Here is a 14,616-nt window from a genome sequence, read left to right as displayed (position 1 = left end):
ACCGCAATCTTCGGATGCGTCCGGCGCGGAGTCGCGGTATACGTCTGCCCGTCCCACCCCCAAGGGGCCCTCTGTCGAAATTGGTAGACGAGGCGGACTCAAAATCCGCTGCGGCTGACCCCGCGTCCCGGTTCGAGTCCGGGGAGGGCCACACCCGGGATGTTGTCGCCCAACGAGCAGAAGCACGCCTCCCAGGCGCGGATGAGTCCCTGACATGCCCGGCGAGAAGAGCCCGATGAAGGTGCTGCTGGTGGAGGATGACGCCGGTCTGCGCGAGGGGATGGCGGAGCTCATCGCCGAGCAGACCCTGGTGCGCGAGGCGGGCAGCGTGGCCGAGGCCCAGCGGGCGCTCCAGGAGGAATCCTTCGCCCTGGTGCTCACGGATCTGCGCATCGGCGACAGCGGAGGCGGCGGGCGCATCATCCTCGAGGCGGCGCGCAAGCGGCTGCAGCCGGTGGCCATCGTCAGCGCCTCGTCCGCCGAGGAAGTGGTGCGGGTGCTGCGGCCCCACGAGCCGGACGCGGTGCTCAACAAGCCCTTCCAGATCGAGGACATGATGCTCCTGGTGGAGCGCTTCGTGCGGTTGCGGCGCGAGGTGGAGCGCCTGGCCGCGGGGGACGTGCCGCCCGAGGACGCCTGGACGACGGAGCCCACCACGGGCCTGCGACTGTCGCAGCGACCGGACGGGGGCTCGTGGCTGCGCCTGGCGCCGGGCTCCACCTACCGCCCGCCCGTGAGCCGGGGCCGCGCGGCCCTGGTGGTGGAGGGCTCGCTCGAAGTGGACGGCGAGACGCTCGGGCGCGATCACTACTTCTTCCTGGCGACCGGACCGCGCGAGCTGCGCACCCAAGAGGGGTGCCTGGCCGTCTCGCTCCCCGTGGACGCGTGAGTCTCTGGCCCGACACCTTCCTGGACGAGGCGCGTCTGGGGCGACCCTCGCGGCGCGCGGCGACCGCGGCGCTCGAGGCCCACCTGGCCGTGCTCAAGGGCGAGCCCCTCAAGCTCTCGCTCGCCGAGGCCCTCAAGGACGCGGGAGGGCTGGGAGGCCAGGAGCGGCGCTTCACCGCGCTGGCGGTGCGCGAACTGTCCCGGCACCAGCGGCTCCTGGATCTGGCGGCGCGCACGTTGGGCCACGCGCCGAGCAAGATTGGACTGCTGGAGGATCAGGCGCTGGTGCGCTACGTGCTCTGGCGGAGGCTCTTCTGTGGCGCCAACTGGGCGCGCATCGGCCCCGAGGTGAAGCTGCCCGGCCCCGTGCGCCCGCGCACCCTGAAGGATGACTTCCTCCAGCGGGTGGTGGAGGCGCCGCTCGCCGAGCCCTCCTTGCCCGAGTCCGTCCCGGATCGTCTGGCGACGCGCTACTCCTTTCCCACCTGGCTGGTGCAGCGTCTGGCCGAGCTGCATCCGGAGCCCATGCTGGAGGCGATGCTGGCGGCGCTGGACGAGGAGCCCGCGCTGCACCTGCGCGCGCGCCCCACGGGCAGCCGCGACGAGGTGCTCGCGCGGCTGGCGGAGGAGGGCGTGGCGGCGGAGCCCGTGGTGCTGGCGCCGGGCGCGGTGCGCGTCGCCGAGGCGAGCCACAAGGTCTTCGAGACGCGGGTGATGCGCGAGGGGCGCCTGCAGGTGCAGGACGTGGGCAGCCAGCTCATCGTCGAGGCGTGCCGTCCCATCCCCATCATTGACGAGGGTGGGAACGGGGGCTCGCTCGCGGGGTGGACGGTGGCGGACGTGTGCGCGGGGGCGGGAGGCAAGACGCTCGCGCTGGCGGACGAGGTGGGCAAGGCGGGACGGGTGTTGGCCGGAGATCGCTCGCGCCGCCGGCTGGCGCATGCGCGCGAGCGGGCCCGGGAGTTGTCCCTGCGCCACGTGTCCTTTCCGCACCCGCTGCCCCTGGAGTCCGCGGACGTGGTGCTGGTGGACGCGCCATGCAGCGGCACGGGCTCGCTGGCGCGCGAGCCGGATCAGAAGTGGAAGCTCAGCGCCAAGGCCGTGGCGGAGTTCCACACGACGCAGCTCGAGTTGCTGCGCGAGCTGGCGCCCCAGGTGAAGCCCGGTGCGCTGGTGGTGTACGCCACGTGCTCGCTGCTGCCGGAGGAGAACGACACGGTGGTGCGCGACTTCCTCGCTCGGGAGTCCGGCTTCAGCCTGGAGCCCCTGGCGCCCGTCTTCGGCCCCGAGCGGGCGGCCCTGCTGTGCGACGGCCCCTTCCTGCGAGCCCTGCCGTCGCGGGTGCCCGGGGGCGGCTTCTTCGCCGCCCGGCTGCGCAAGGGGCCGGGGCCGGGTTGACAGTCCGGTCGCGCGCACGCTACGCAAGGAAAACCCCCTTTTTCCGCGAGGTTCGCGCCCGGTGGCAGCCGACCCCAAGCAGTCCGAAGCCCTGCGCCAGATCCAAGAGGCGTTCGAGTCCGCTCAGCAGAAGATGAGCCAGCTGCGCAAGCAGGTGGAGACGCACTCCGCGCTGGCGCAGGCGAAGGCGCGGAGCGACCTGCTCCAGCAGGAGAAGGAGCGGGTGATGCGCGAGCTGGGCGAGGCCGTGTTCAAGCAGGTGCAGAAGGGGCGCCTGGAGTTGCCCTCCTCGTTCGCCCCCCTGCTCAAGGCGATCGATCAGGTGCAGCTCAAGGTCGAGGCCCAGACGCGGGAGATCAGCGATCTGCTCCAGGAAGGGGAGGAAGCGGCCCAGCGCCTGAAACAGAAAAACACCGGGGCCGCGCATTCGGGAGTAGCGACCCGCACGAAGAAGTTGTAGAAGAGCGCCGCTTTCGACGGCGGCCACTCCCCAGGTGGCCAACCGAGTTGTGGGGCTATAGCTCAGCTGGGAGAGCGCTTGAATGGCATTCAAGAGGTCATCGGTTCGATCCCGATTAGCTCCACTGGAAGAAGAGACGAGGCCCGGTGGTCACCCCATCGGGCCTCGTCTCCCTCCGCCGAAGGCAACAGAAGATGAGGGGCTATAGCTCAGCTGGGAGAGCGCTTGAATGGCATTCAAGAGGTCATCGGTTCGATCCCGATTAGCTCCACAACGTGAAAGGCCCACCCGGTGAGAATCGGGTGGGCTTTTTGCTTTTCCGCCTCGTGAGGCTTGAAGGGCATTCAAGAGCACACCGGTGCGGATCCGGCCAGCCCCACAACGTGAAAAGCCCACCCGGTGAGAATCGGGTGGGCTTTGAATTTTTCACGCTTCCGAGGGGCCGCCCGGAGCGGCCCGGCCCTGCTCAGGCCTCGCGGATCATCAACATCTGCAGCAGGTCGCGCAGCATCTGCTTGAGACCTCCGGCCTCGGGCAGGGTCTGCAGGATGCGCGCGGCGGCGTTGGTGGAGCGCTCGATGATGCGCTCGGTGGCGGAGCGCCCGCCGTGGAGCTCCACCAGCTCGCGGGCGCGCTGCAGCATCGTCTCGTCCTTGGGGCCGGGGATGCAGAGCGTCTCCATCTCCTGGCGGGCCTCGGGCGTGGCGCGCAGGTAGGCGGCCAGCAGCGGGAAGGTGCGCTTGCCCTGCGCCAGGTCCGAGTCGGTGGGCTTGCCCACCACCGAGGATTGGCCGTACAGCCCCAGCAGATCGTCACGCAGCTGGTAGGCCGTGCCCACGTAGCGGCCGAAGCGCTCCAGCTTGTTGATGATCTCCGGCGCCGAGCCGGACAGCATGGCCCCGCAGACCAGCGGCGCGGTGAAGCCGTAGAGCGCCGTCTTCAGGTAGGCCACGCGCAGCGCGTTGTAGATGGACAGCTCGGCCAGGGGCTGGTGCGGCAGCCGGATGTCCATGTACTGCCCGGCGGCGGTGTAGCGGCACACCTTGAGGAAGTAGCGCGTGGCCACGTCCGCTTCCGGCAGGTTGCAGCCCAGCATCACCTCCAGCGAGCGCCCGTAGAGGTGATCCCCGATGACGATCGCCAGGTTCTCGCCCAGGCGCCCCTCGCCGAGCATCTTGTGCAGCGCCGCGCCGCCGCGGCGGGTGTCGGCCTGATCCGCCACGTCGTCGTGGATCAACATGAAGGTGTGGAGCAGCTCGGTGGCCGCCGCGAACCGCCACAACCCCGAGGGGGCTCGCGTGTCACCCCGTCCCAGCGCGTAGCCCACCAGCACCAGTGCCGGCCGGATGCGCTTGGAGGGCCGCAGGCTGTAGCTGCGCACCTGCTCGAGCACCTTGTTCCACGCGGGATCCAGATGGCGCTCGTCCTCCAGCTCCAGGATCTGATGCAACACCACCTGGGTCTGGTACTGGACCGTCTTCGCCCAGGAGGTGAAGTCAACGGGGGAGGGGGGAGCCTGCTGCTGCTCCGCCGCCGGCGCCTCGGCCTGGGTAGAAGACTTCCGCTCTTTCATGACCGAGTAGGGTGCACTCGAGGTTCCGCGCGTCGGCATTGTATCTTGCACTGCGGCCACCAGCGTCAGCATGTAGAACCTCCGGGGCTTACTTCGGGGATCAAGCTCGCCCCTCGGACATTCCTCGATATTTTACTATCAGAAAAATTTTCTTCGAGCAAACAACTTCTTCGTAGGGAAGGAATACTGCCGCTGAAAACGGCAAGGAAGAGCCCCGCTGTGGAAACGTGGCTTGGGTCACGCAATACCCGTGAGGTTCTTTCAGCGGCGGACGTTTCCCCGCTCCCGGAACGAACAAGCGGCCGAGCCCTCGAGGAGCTACGGCCGCCTGGGTGTGGGTCTGGGTGCGCTCGGGTGAGGGAGCGACTCAGGGGGCGTTCTTGAAGATGGCCATCACGTCCTTGAGCAGCTTGACGGACTCGGCATGGGGGCGCTGGAAGGCGTTGCGGCCCATGATGGAGCCGAAGCCACCGCCGGCGGCGATCTGACGGATCTCCTCGAGCAGGTCCTCGGTCTTCTTGGACTCGCCGCCGGAGAAGATGACGATGCGCTTGCCGTTGAAGGCGGACTTCACCACGTCGCGGATGCGGTCGGCCATGGTGGCGGTGGGGATCTTGAACTGCTCGTAGACCTTCTTGGCCTCGGCCTGCTCCAGGAAGTCCTGGGGCGGCTTGACCTTGATGATGTGCGCGCCGAGCTGGGCGCTGATCTGCGCCGCGTAGGAGATGACGTCGATGCCCGTCTCGCCCTGCTTGCTCATGTTGCCGCGTGCGTAGGCCCACACGATGGTGGGCAGGCCGTAGTCCTTGGCCTCGGCGATGATCTCGCGGAGATCCTCGTACATCTGGTTGCGCGCGCCGGAGCCCGGGTAGATGGTGTAGCCCACGGCCGAGCAGCCCAGGCGCACGGCATCACGCACCGAGGAGGTGATGGCGGAGATGGGGTAGTCCGTCTTGGCCAGCGTGTCCGAGTTGTTCAGCTTGAGCACGAGCGGGATCTCGCCCATGTACTTGCCGGCCACCGCCTCGAGGAAGCCCAGGGGCGCGGCGTAGGCGTTGCAGCCCGAGTCGATGGCGAGCTGGATGTGATAGTCCGGATCATAGCCGGCCGCGTTGGGCGCGAAGGAGCGCGCCGGGCCGTGCTCGAAGCCCTGATCCACGGGCAGGATGACCAGCTTGCCGGTGCCCGCGAGCGTGCCGGTGTTGAGCAGGCGGGCCAGGTTGGCCAGCGTGCCGGGGTTGTCAGACGGGTACCAGGAGAGGATCTGCTTGACGCGGTCGGTGTACGCCATGGGGTTCCTCGATAGGGGGGCTCGACGCCCCGAGACTGGATAGGCGGCGCGGATTCTTCCCACGCGAGCGGCCCACAACCAAGCGATCATTCATTTCTTCGTCACTCTGGTGTCTCTCTTGCGGGAACGATTCAGCCTCCCGGGAATTCCAGCCAGGAGATGCCGCGACGCGTCGAGCCGGATCCAGGGTATTCACGGGGCAACGGAGGGAAGTACGTGGTGGAACGCAGCACATCGCGACGTGTCATGGGGCTGGGCTGGGTGCTCACCGCGACGTTGGCGGGAGCGCAGATCGCGCCGCCCCCGGCGCCCGTCCCCAGCGGGCAGGTGGAGTCTCCCGCGGCGCCGGACGGGACGCCCCGGATGCCGGAGATCACCCCCCAGGTGGGCGAGGCGGCGGAGCAATCCGTGCCGGACGAGGGCCCGTCCTCGGCGCCCGGTGAGGTGAAACGCACGCCGCTCACGCTGGAGCAGCTCGTGCGGCGCGCGCGCGAGCAGGACGCGCGGGTGGAGGCCGCGCGCGCGGAGCTGCGCCGGTTGCACGCGCTGCTGAGCGAGGCGCGCTGGGCGTGGTTTCCCAAGTTCGAGACCCGGGTGGGCCTGGGCGGCCCCATTCCCGAGGCCCGCAACGACGGCCTGGGCGGTCCTCCCACCACTCATGCCTCGCTGGAGGGAGATCTCGACTTCGGCCGCGTGGGCGTGACGGCGTTCGTCGAGTCCAACGCCGTGCTGCCCCTCTATACCTTCGGGAAACTCAAGGCCCTGGAGCAGGCCGCGGAGCAGGGCCCCGTCATCGGCAAGGCGCTCCAGGCGCGCGCCGAGGACGAGGCGGGGTTCCAGGCCGCGCAGGCCTTCTACGGCTACCAGTTGGCGCGCTCGGGGCTCGTGCAGCTCGAGGAGACCTCCCAGCGGCTGGAGGACGCCGCCGGGCGCATCCAGGAGATGCTGGCGGCGAAGTCCGATCAGGTGTCGAGGATGGACCTGTACAAGGTCGGCTTCTTCCGCAAGCAGCTCGACGCGCGCCGCGCCCAGGCCGAGCAGGGCCGGCAGTTGGCGCTCGCCGCCATCCGCCTGCTCGCGGGCACCCCCGCGGACGAGCCCGTGGACGTGGCCGAGGTGGAGCTGGAGCCGGAGGAGGCCGAGGCACCACCCGCGCTCGAGCAGGCCCTGGCCACGGCCGAGCGACAGCGGCCGGAGATCGCCGGCATCGCCGCGGGCATCGTCGCGCGCGAGAAGGAAGTGTTCATCCGCGAGCGCAGCTTCTATCCGGATCTCGGCCTCGCGGGCTTCCTCACCCTGCGCTTCACGTCGAGCGCCACGCGGCAGCGGGATCCCTTCGCCTACGATCCGTACAACGATCGGGAGGCGGGGGTGGGGCTGGTGGCGCGCTACACCTTCGACATCCCCGTGAAGCAGGCGCAGTTGGATCAATCCCGGGCGGAGCTGGACAAGCTCAAGGCGCAGCAGCGGCTGTTGTTCTCGGCCATCCGCCTGGAGGTGACCCAGGTGCACGGGGCGCTGGTGGCGGCACGCGATCGCGCCCAGGCCCTCAGCCAGGCCGAGCGGGAAGCACGGCGCTGGGTGACGGCGGCCCTGAGCGCGTTCGAGCTCGGCACGGGAGGCACGCGGGATCTCATCGAGGCGTTCACGGCGTTCGCCCAGGCGTCGGCCGATCGGGCCCAGAGCTGGCATGACTTCCAGGTGGCCCGGGCACAGCTGGACCGGGTCCTGGGCCGGGTCCCCGGCGCGCCATGAATAACCCGGCCGCGCGGAGTGTCCTGGCCCTCATCGTCTCACCCCGTTTCACCCCTCAATGCCGGAGCCCCCATCCATGCTCGTCTCCCTGCTCACCGCCGTGCTCCTCACCGCCTCGCCTGGCCCGCTCGAGGTCGTGAAGGAGGGCAACACCAACGTCCAGAAGGTCGCCTCCGCCAAGGCGGCCACCGCGGAGCAGGTCTACCAGGTGGTGGAGCGCTTCGTGGACTTCGGTGAGCTGTCCAAGCGCGCGCTCGGCGAGACGTGGAACAAGCTCACCGCCGCCCAGCGCAAGGACTTCTCCAGCACCATGGAGGGCCTGCTGCGCGCCTCCTACGCCCAGAAGGCGCTCGGCCAGGGCCGCACCCAGGTGCACTACGGCAAGGAGTCCATCGAGGGCAACGAGGCCAGCGTGGACACCACCGTCAACGTCAACCGGGACAAGTACCCGGTGAACTACAAGCTCTACCGCTCGGGCGACCAGGCCGCATGGCGCATCTACGACGTGGTCACCGATGACGTCTCGCTCCTGGAGACCTACCAGGAGCAGTTCCGGAAGATCCTCGCCACCAAGGGCTTCGATGGGCTGCTCGCCACGCTCAAGGCCAAGCGGGCGCAGATCGAGAAGACCCTCATCCCCTGATGCGGGGACGAGAGGGCAGGGGCCCCCGATAGAGGGCCCCCCTTCGGCGGTTACAGGGGCTTCTCGTAGACGCGGAAGATCTTGGAGCGCTTGCCGCCCATGGACTCGATGGCGCGGTTGACGAGGTGGTTGTCCTCGAGCGTCCAGGAGATCTCCCCGCCCTCGAAGCCCAGCTCGCGCGCGGTGCGCAGCGTGTCCAGGTAGAGGATGGCGTCCAGGCCCCGGCGCCGATAGCCCTCGACGGTGCCGAGCAGGATGAGACGCAGCCGGCGGATCTTGCGCGAGGCCAGCAGCAGCTTCGCGAGCCCGATGGGCAGGCCGAACGTGGTGAGCCGACCGTTGGCGGCCTTGAGGGCCTCGTTGGCATCCGGGACGGTGAGCCCGAACGCCACCGGCTCACCCTTGACCTCGGCGATGAGCACCAGCTCCGGACGCACCATCTGCTTGAGCTCGCGCGCCAGGTTGTCGAACTCGGCCTCCGTCATCGGCACGAAGCCCCAGTTGTTCTCCCAGGCCTTGTTGTACATGGCCTTGATGCGGGCCACCTCGCCGTCGAAGTCCTTGAGGTTCACCGGGCGCACGGTGACGCCCTCGCGCTGACGGATCTTCTCCGCCACGCGCGCCACCTTCTCCGGCGGCGGGGTGGCGGAGGACAGCTCCCACGCGTACAGATCCTTCACCTTCGCGTAGCCGTTGGCCTCGATGAGCGCGGCGTACCAGGGCGGGTTGTACGTCGTCATGATGGCCGGCGGGGTGGAGAACCCCTCGACGAGCAACCCCACCTCGTGGTTGGTCGAGTAGCTCATCGGGCCGATCACCGAGGTGAAGCCCTTGGCGCGCAGCCAGCCCGCCGCGGCCTCGAACAGCGCCCGGGCCACGCCCGCGTCGTTCACGCACTCGAAGAGCCCGAAGAAGCCGACGTTCGTCTTCTGGAACTCGTTGTAGCGCGGGTTGTTCACCGCGGCGATGCGTCCCACCACCTGTCCCTCCCGGCGGGCGAGGAAGAACTCCACCTCGCCGAACTCGAAGAAGGGGTTCTTGCGCGGGTCGATGAAGTCCCGGCGCTCCATCTCCAGGTGGGGCACCCAGTTCGGGTCCCCCCGGTAGATGGTGTAGGGGAAGCGGATGAAGGCCGTGCGCTCCGCCGAGGTGCGCACGGGCGTCACCTCCACGTTGGCGGGGAGGGGAGGCAGGGGAGTGCCTGCTGCGGTGGACGGTTCGGCGGCGGCCATGGGTGACTAGCTCCTGTCTTCGCGACCGTTGCGGATGAAGAGGTTGGCGCCCTTCTCCAGCAACAGCCCGGGGATGTTCGCGCGCTTCTCCCACAGCTTCAGCGGCATCTGCCCGAGCTTGCGCAGATCCTCGGACTGGAGGTTGGCGGCGCGCCAGGTGAGGTTCTCCACCGCGTCGAAGAGCCGGCCGGCCACCTCGCGCGAGGACATGCGCGAGAGCTGATCCAACGAGAAGCCGTTGGGGGCGAGCTCCCCGGCGGCCGCGGCGGCCCACTTGTCCGACGCCTTGTTGTTGCGCACGAAGGTGTGGGGACGGGCGATCTGCACCGGCGTGTAGCTGGAGGGCCGCGTCTGGGGGATGACGTCCATCTTCTTGCCAATCTGCTCGAAGATGTCGAGCACCCGATCGAGCTGCTCGTCGGTGTGCGTGGCCATGTAGCTGGTGCGGATGAGCGCGTGGCCCGGCTCCACCGCGGGCGGAATCACGGGGTTGGCGAACACGCCCGCCTCGTGCAGCGCCTTCCAGAAGCGGAAGCACTTGACCTGATCGCCGATGAGCACCGGCACCACCGGCGTCACCGACACGCCCGTGTCGAAGCCCATGGCGCGGAAGCCGTTGTGCATCTTCTCCGCGATGTCCATCAGGCGCGCGCGCCGCTCGGGCTCGGCCTGGATGATCTCCAGCGCCTTGAGCGCGCTCGCCACGGAGGCGGGCGTCATGGACGCGGAGAAGATGACCGAGCGCGACTTGTGGCGCATGTAGTTGATGACGTCCTGGGGCCCGGCGAGCACGCCACCCAGCGACGCGAAGCTCTTGGAGAACGTGCCCATGACCAGGTCCGTCTCCGCCTCCAGGCCGAAGTACTCGGAGGTGCCCCGGCCCTTCTCGCCGAGCACGCCCATGGCGTGCGCGTCATCCGTCATCACCCGCGCGTTGTACTTCTTCGACAGCTCCACGATGCGCGGCAGGTCGCAGATGTCGCCCTCCATGGAGAACACACCGTCGGTGACGATGATGCGCCCGGCCTTGGGCTCCTTCTCCACCGACTGCTGCAGGAGCTGCTCGAGGTGCTCCAGGTCGTTGTGGCGGTACTTGCGCTCGGTGGAGAAGGACAGGCGCACGCCGTCCACCAGCGAGGCGTGGTTCTGCCGGTCCGCGAAGACGATGTCGTGGCGGCCCAGGATGGAGGCCATGGCCAGGTTCGTCTGGAAGCCCGTGGAGATGACGAGCGCCGACTCACGGTTGAGGAACTTCGCGAACTGGTGCTCCAGCTCCTCGTGCAGCGCGAGCGTGCCGTTGAGCAGGCGCGAGCCCGAGCACGTGGTGCCGTAGCGCTCCACCGCCTTGATCGCCGCCTCCTTCACCCGCGGGTCCGCGCTCAGGCCCAGGTAGTTGTTCGAGCCCACCATGATGACGCGGCGGCCCTCGATCTGGACCTCGGTGGCGCCAAAGGACTCCTCGATGGCACGGAAGTACGGGTAGAGTCCCGTGGCCTTGGCGATGCGGTAGTCGTTCCAGTTGCGGCACTTGTCGAACACGTCACTCATGGCGGTCTTCTCTGAATCCGGGGCGCACGCCGGGGCCGTGGGGTATCCGGGCCTCGCGACGAGGGTCCTTCTCGGGGGGGCGGCGTGGCGTCAATATTGAGTCACCTCCCGGGTGTCAAGGCATCGGCCCCTCCCACGGGCTCCCTCCTCGGTGGCACTCGGTGCCTCCCCGGCTCGTGACGACTCCCACCCGTGCCCTTGCCGTGCGTCCGAGTGCGCAACCGGCTGCACACCCGGACTCGATTGCCCTGGTTGCGGGGGGGCGAGCCCCGGGGTTGGCCGGAAGGCCCGGAGCGGGGGAGGGGTTCGAACTGGAATCGGGAGGTCCGTGACAGGAATCCGGAAGTTTGCTCTTTGAGGGCCTCCACTGGATTGGGGTCAAGGCTTGGCAGAGTCGCATCGACAGCGGTGGTTCGAGACCTTCCTGCGGGCGTCGCTCACGCGGCCTGGGCGGGTGCTCCTCGCGTTCACGCTCCTCGCGCTGGGAGGCGCCCTGCTGGCCGGACGCCTCGAGTTCCGCGGCTCCTTCGTGGAGCTGCTGCCCGACGAAGCACGCGAGGTGAAGGATCTCGCACGCGTGGCGCAGAAGTCCGGCGGCGACGGCTACCTGGTGGTGCGCGCACAGGGCCTGCCGCCCGAGCAGCTGCGCGCCTTCGCCGGCACGCTGGCGCGCCAGCTCGAGACGCTGCCCGAGGTGCGCTACGTGGAGCACCACTTCGACGTGGGCTTCTTCGAGGAGCGCGGCCTGTGGCTGCTGCCCATCGAGAAGCTGCGCGAGCTGCGCAAGGAGGCGGAGGCGCGGCTGCGCTACGAGAAGCAGAAGGCGCTCGCGGTGGACCTGCTCGACGAGCAGGACGCGCCGCCGGACTTCGAGGCGCTCGTGAAGAAGTACAGCCCCGAGGCGCCCATGCGCGAGTACCTCTCCAGCCGGGACGGCACGGAGATGTACCTCATGGTGAAGCCGGACGGCACGGCGGCCGATCTGGTGTTCGCGCAGAAGCTCGTGGATGACGTGCGGCGCGAGGCCGAGCAGCTCGCGCGCGGCACGCCCGGCGTGAAGCTCGACTACGGAGGGGCCTTCCAGGCGCGGTTGGAGGAGGACGCGGTGATGCGCACGGACCTCACGCGCGCGGGCGTGCTCTCGGCGCTGATGGCGGTGGGCATCATCCTCCTGGCCACGCGGCGGCTGTGGGCGCTGGCCGTGGTGGGCGTGCCCGTGGTGTTCGGCGTGGCGTTCACGTTCGCCTTCGCCGAGCTGGCGATCGGCCACCTCAACATCGTCACGGGCTTCCTGGTGGCCATCCTCATCGGCCTGGGCCTGGAGTACGGCATCCACCTGGCCATGCGCTACTGGGAGGAGCGGCGTGAACTCCCGGTGTCCGAGGCGCTCTCCGCGGCCGTGCGGGGCACCTTCTCCGGCGCGCTCACCTCGGGGCTGACGAACGCGGCGGCCTTCTTCGTGCTCGTGTTCGCCCAGTTCACCGCCTTCCAGCAGTTCGGGCTGCTCGCCGGGGTGGGCGTCCTGCTGGCGGTGCTCAGCGCCTATGCCCTGGGCCCCGCGCTGCTCGTGCTCGCCGAGCGGCTGCGCCCGGGACGTCAGGCGGCGCGGGAGCATGCCCCCGAGCCGTCCACGCCGGCCTTCGTGCCCTCCGGCAAGAGCTGGCCCACGGCGGGAGTCGCCAGCATCCTCGTGGCGGTGCTGAGCCTGGCGGCCTGGTCGCTCTACGTGTCACCCCGCGTGGGCTTCGAGACCGACATGCGCAAGCTCAAGGGGGACTCGCCCACCGTGCGGCTGGACGAGCACATCATCCAGGAGACCGGCACATCGCTCAATCCCGCCATCCTCCTGGTGAAGGACTTGGAGGAGGCCCGGGTGGTGCGGGAGGTCATCCAGGAGGTGAAGCAGCGGCATGGCGCCGACTCGGCCATCAAGATGTCCGCGTCGCTCAATGATCTGCTGCCCCAGGACGTGCCGGCGCACGCCGAGCAGATCTCCGCCCTGCGTGCCTCGCTCGACAAGCTGCCCGAGGATGTCCGGGCGGACTCCCGCGTGGTCACCGTGACGAAGATGCTCGAGTCCCAGCCCCATGGGCCCGGCCAGGTGCCCCTGGAGGTGCGGCGCCGCTTCGAGGCGCTCGATGGCAAGGGCCTGTTCCTCCTGCTCCTGCCCTCGGTGTCCAACCACGACACGCGCGAGCTCGCGGCGTGGTCCTCGCAGGTGGGCGAGGTGATCGACGGGGCCCAGGCCCGGGGCGTGGACCTGGCGGTGCTGGACAGCAACCTCATCGCCGCGCGCATCTTCTCCATGGTGCGCGCCGACGGGCCCTTCATCCTCTGGTCGGCCGCAGCGGTGGTGTTCCTCGCGCTGCTCGTCAGCCTGCGCAGCTTCAAGCGTGCCTGCCTGGTGGCCGGGCCGCTGTTCCTGGGCATGCTCTGCCTGGCGGGGGGGATGTACCTCTTCGACGTCAAGCTCAACTTCATCAATGCCGTGGTGTTGCCCAACCTGCTCGCCATCGCCGTGGACAACTCGGTGCACCTCTTCCACCGCTACGAGGAAGAGGGGCCGGGCTCGCTCGGCCATGTCGTGCGGCACACGGGGCTGGCGGCCGTGGTGGCAACCCTGTCCAACGCCGCGGGGTATGGCGCTCTGTTGATTTCCCACCACGCGGGCTTGAGATCGATTGGTCAGATTGCACTTCTGGGCGTCATGTGCACCTTCCTGGGCACCACGGTGTTCTTTCCGGCCCTGCTCGCGTTGCTCGAGCGACAGAAGGGTCGGAAGGGTGGTGGGGTCGAGGTTGGGGCGGGTCGGGTTCAGAGCCTGGAAATCGGCGCTCCCCCCGGGGAGGTGGCCGTAGAGCCAGGGGAGCGTAAATCTGCGTGAAGACAGCGACATTGGAGCGCCGCGTCCTTCCGGACGCGCCTGAGGTTCGGTTCAAGCCCGTCGACGTCGTCATCATCGTCGCCTGTGCCTGTGCCGCATTCCTGCTCGTGGGGCCCTACCGGTGGGCTCCCGGCGCGGCCAGCTCCGCTGTCACCTTCTTCATCTTCGCGCTCGGCCCCCTGGTGCTGCGCACCCTGGAGTCCTACTTTCCCCGCCAGCGCCTGCTCTCCTTCGTGGCCTCCTTCTGGCTGCTGCCCGTGGTGGCCCTGGGCCATGGCGCCATGTGTCCGCTGGTGACCGCCGTGTCGCCCGGACTGCAGGACGCACAGCTCGCCACCCTGGATCAGCGCTTGTTCGGCGCGCAGGTGTCGGTGGTGCTTGGCCAGCTCTCGCCGCCCTGGCTCACCGAGCTGCTCATGCTCTGCTACTACGGCTACTTCCTGTGGCCGCTGGTGCTCGGGGCGACGCTCTACTTCGCCAGCAAGCGCGAGGCCTTCGACGAGTACCTCCTGGCGCTCAGCCTCTTCTTCGCCTTCAACTTCGTGCTGTACTCGCTCGTGCCGGCCATCGGCCCGCGCTACTTCCTCTTCGCGGCCTTCCCCGAGACGCTCCAGGGCCTGTGGTTCACGCCCTACCTGGAGTCGGCCATGCGCCAGCCGGGGTTCGCCAAGGATTGCTTCCCCTCGGGCCACACCGGGGCCACGCTCGTGGTGCTGGTGTACGCCCTGCGCTTCGAGCGGCGCGTCTTCCGGGTGATGCTGCTGCCGGGGCTGGGCCTCATCGCGGCGACGCTCGTGGGCCGCTTCCACTACGCCACGGACCTGATGTGCGCCGTGCCCCTGCTGCTCGGGGTGGTGGGCTTCGCCATGGCCTATACCCGTTCGATGGCGCGGCGCGGAACTGTGGAGCGTCCGGTGGGAATGGACGCTATCGTGCGCTCCTGA

General features: G+C 69.0%; 11 protein-coding genes and 3 tRNA genes. 10 read left to right on the top strand and 4 right to left on the bottom strand.

The annotated features are described in order from the left end of the window. The first annotated feature begins 65 nt into the window (after positions 1 to 65). From CYFUS_RS26070 to CYFUS_RS26045, 6 genes are all read left to right on the top strand, one after another. A tRNA-Leu gene (locus CYFUS_RS26070) sits at positions 66 to 151 on the top strand. A gap of 63 nt (positions 152 to 214) precedes the next feature. Further along, complete coding sequence (locus tag CYFUS_RS26065; RefSeq protein ID WP_232536801.1) at positions 215 to 889, top strand: response regulator; 675 nt, start codon at positions 215 to 217, stop codon at positions 887 to 889. Then, positions 886 to 2,286, top strand: a complete 1,401-nt coding sequence (locus CYFUS_RS26060) for an RsmB/NOP family class I SAM-dependent RNA methyltransferase (RefSeq protein ID WP_198316068.1) — start codon at positions 886 to 888, stop codon at positions 2,284 to 2,286. The genes CYFUS_RS26065 and CYFUS_RS26060 overlap by 4 nt, the downstream gene beginning before the upstream one ends. A gap of 61 nt (positions 2,287 to 2,347) precedes the next feature. After that, positions 2,348 to 2,746, top strand: a complete 399-nt coding sequence (locus CYFUS_RS26055) for a hypothetical protein (RefSeq protein ID WP_095987691.1) — start codon at positions 2,348 to 2,350, stop codon at positions 2,744 to 2,746. A gap of 51 nt (positions 2,747 to 2,797) precedes the next feature. Further along, positions 2,798 to 2,870, top strand: a tRNA-Ala gene (locus CYFUS_RS26050). A 74-nt stretch (positions 2,871 to 2,944) separates the two neighbouring features. After that, positions 2,945 to 3,017: transfer RNA gene (locus CYFUS_RS26045), tRNA-Ala, on the top strand. Between the two features lie 195 nt (positions 3,018 to 3,212). Here the strand turns inward: CYFUS_RS26045 and CYFUS_RS26040 are convergent. Together CYFUS_RS26040 and CYFUS_RS26035 are read right to left on the bottom strand one after the other, a co-directional pair. Further along, positions 3,213 to 4,319: a polyprenyl synthetase family protein gene (locus tag CYFUS_RS26040; protein ID WP_232536800.1), complete on the bottom strand. Its 1,107-nt coding sequence runs from the start codon at positions 4,317 to 4,319 to the stop codon at positions 3,213 to 3,215. Between the two features lie 367 nt (positions 4,320 to 4,686). Further along, the gene (locus CYFUS_RS26035) at positions 4,687 to 5,610 is read right to left on the bottom strand and encodes a class I fructose-bisphosphate aldolase (protein ID WP_095987689.1); all 924 of its coding nucleotides are present in this window, start codon (positions 5,608 to 5,610) and stop codon (positions 4,687 to 4,689) included. A gap of 219 nt (positions 5,611 to 5,829) precedes the next feature. Between CYFUS_RS26035 and CYFUS_RS26030 the strand changes: the two genes are divergently transcribed. Next, complete coding sequence (locus CYFUS_RS26030) at positions 5,830 to 7,365, top strand: TolC family protein (RefSeq protein ID WP_420042653.1); 1,536 nt, start codon at positions 5,830 to 5,832, stop codon at positions 7,363 to 7,365. A gap of 76 nt (positions 7,366 to 7,441) precedes the next feature. Continuing rightward, entirely contained in the window at positions 7,442 to 8,008 is a 567-nt protein-coding gene (locus CYFUS_RS26025) for an MlaC/ttg2D family ABC transporter substrate-binding protein (protein ID WP_095987687.1), read from the top strand. Between the two features lie 50 nt (positions 8,009 to 8,058). Here CYFUS_RS26025 and CYFUS_RS26020 read toward each other — a convergent pair whose 3' ends face one another. Together CYFUS_RS26020 and CYFUS_RS26015 are read right to left on the bottom strand one after the other, a co-directional pair. Further along, positions 8,059 to 9,240, bottom strand: coding sequence for an N-acetyltransferase (locus tag CYFUS_RS26020; protein ID WP_095987686.1), 1,182 nt, complete (start codon positions 9,238 to 9,240; stop codon positions 8,059 to 8,061). A gap of 6 nt (positions 9,241 to 9,246) precedes the next feature. Beyond that, complete coding sequence (locus CYFUS_RS26015) at positions 9,247 to 10,788, bottom strand: aminotransferase class I/II-fold pyridoxal phosphate-dependent enzyme (protein ID WP_095987685.1); 1,542 nt, start codon at positions 10,786 to 10,788, stop codon at positions 9,247 to 9,249. Positions 10,789 to 11,173: 385 nt separating this feature from the next. On the opposite strand from CYFUS_RS26015, the gene CYFUS_RS26010 reads away from it, so the two are divergent. Both CYFUS_RS26010 and CYFUS_RS26005 read left to right on the top strand, forming a co-directional pair. After that, complete coding sequence (locus tag CYFUS_RS26010) at positions 11,174 to 13,672, top strand: efflux RND transporter permease subunit (RefSeq protein ID WP_095987684.1); 2,499 nt, start codon at positions 11,174 to 11,176, stop codon at positions 13,670 to 13,672. After that, the gene (locus tag CYFUS_RS26005) at positions 13,669 to 14,616 is read left to right on the top strand and encodes a phosphatase PAP2 family protein (RefSeq protein WP_095987683.1); all 948 of its coding nucleotides are present in this window, start codon (positions 13,669 to 13,671) and stop codon (positions 14,614 to 14,616) included. The genes CYFUS_RS26010 and CYFUS_RS26005 overlap by 4 nt, the downstream gene beginning before the upstream one ends.

The organism is Cystobacter fuscus (assembly GCF_002305875.1).
Taxonomy (GTDB): Bacteria; Myxococcota; Myxococcia; order Myxococcales; family Myxococcaceae; genus Cystobacter; species Cystobacter fuscus_A.
Note: the sequence above shows the minus strand (reverse complement) of the source record. Positions and strands in the feature narration are given on the sequence as shown.

Excerpts from the sequence above, each read along its gene's own strand:
- CYFUS_RS26040 (WP_232536800.1), bottom strand. The coding sequence starts at position 4,319 with ATGAAAGAGCGGAAGTCTTCTACCCAGGCCGAGGCGCCGGCGGCGGAG.
- CYFUS_RS26065 (WP_232536801.1), top strand. The coding sequence starts at position 215 with ATGCCCGGCGAGAAGAGCCCGATGAAGGTGCTGCTGGTGGAGGATGAC.
- CYFUS_RS26035 (WP_095987689.1), bottom strand. The coding sequence starts at position 5,610 with ATGGCGTACACCGACCGCGTCAAGCAGATCCTCTCCTGGTACCCGTCT.
- CYFUS_RS26025 (WP_095987687.1), top strand. The coding sequence starts at position 7,442 with ATGCTCGTCTCCCTGCTCACCGCCGTGCTCCTCACCGCCTCGCCTGGC.
- CYFUS_RS26015 (WP_095987685.1), bottom strand. The coding sequence starts at position 10,788 with ATGAGTGACGTGTTCGACAAGTGCCGCAACTGGAACGACTACCGCATC.
- CYFUS_RS26020 (WP_095987686.1), bottom strand. The coding sequence starts at position 9,240 with ATGGCCGCCGCCGAACCGTCCACCGCAGCAGGCACTCCCCTGCCTCCC.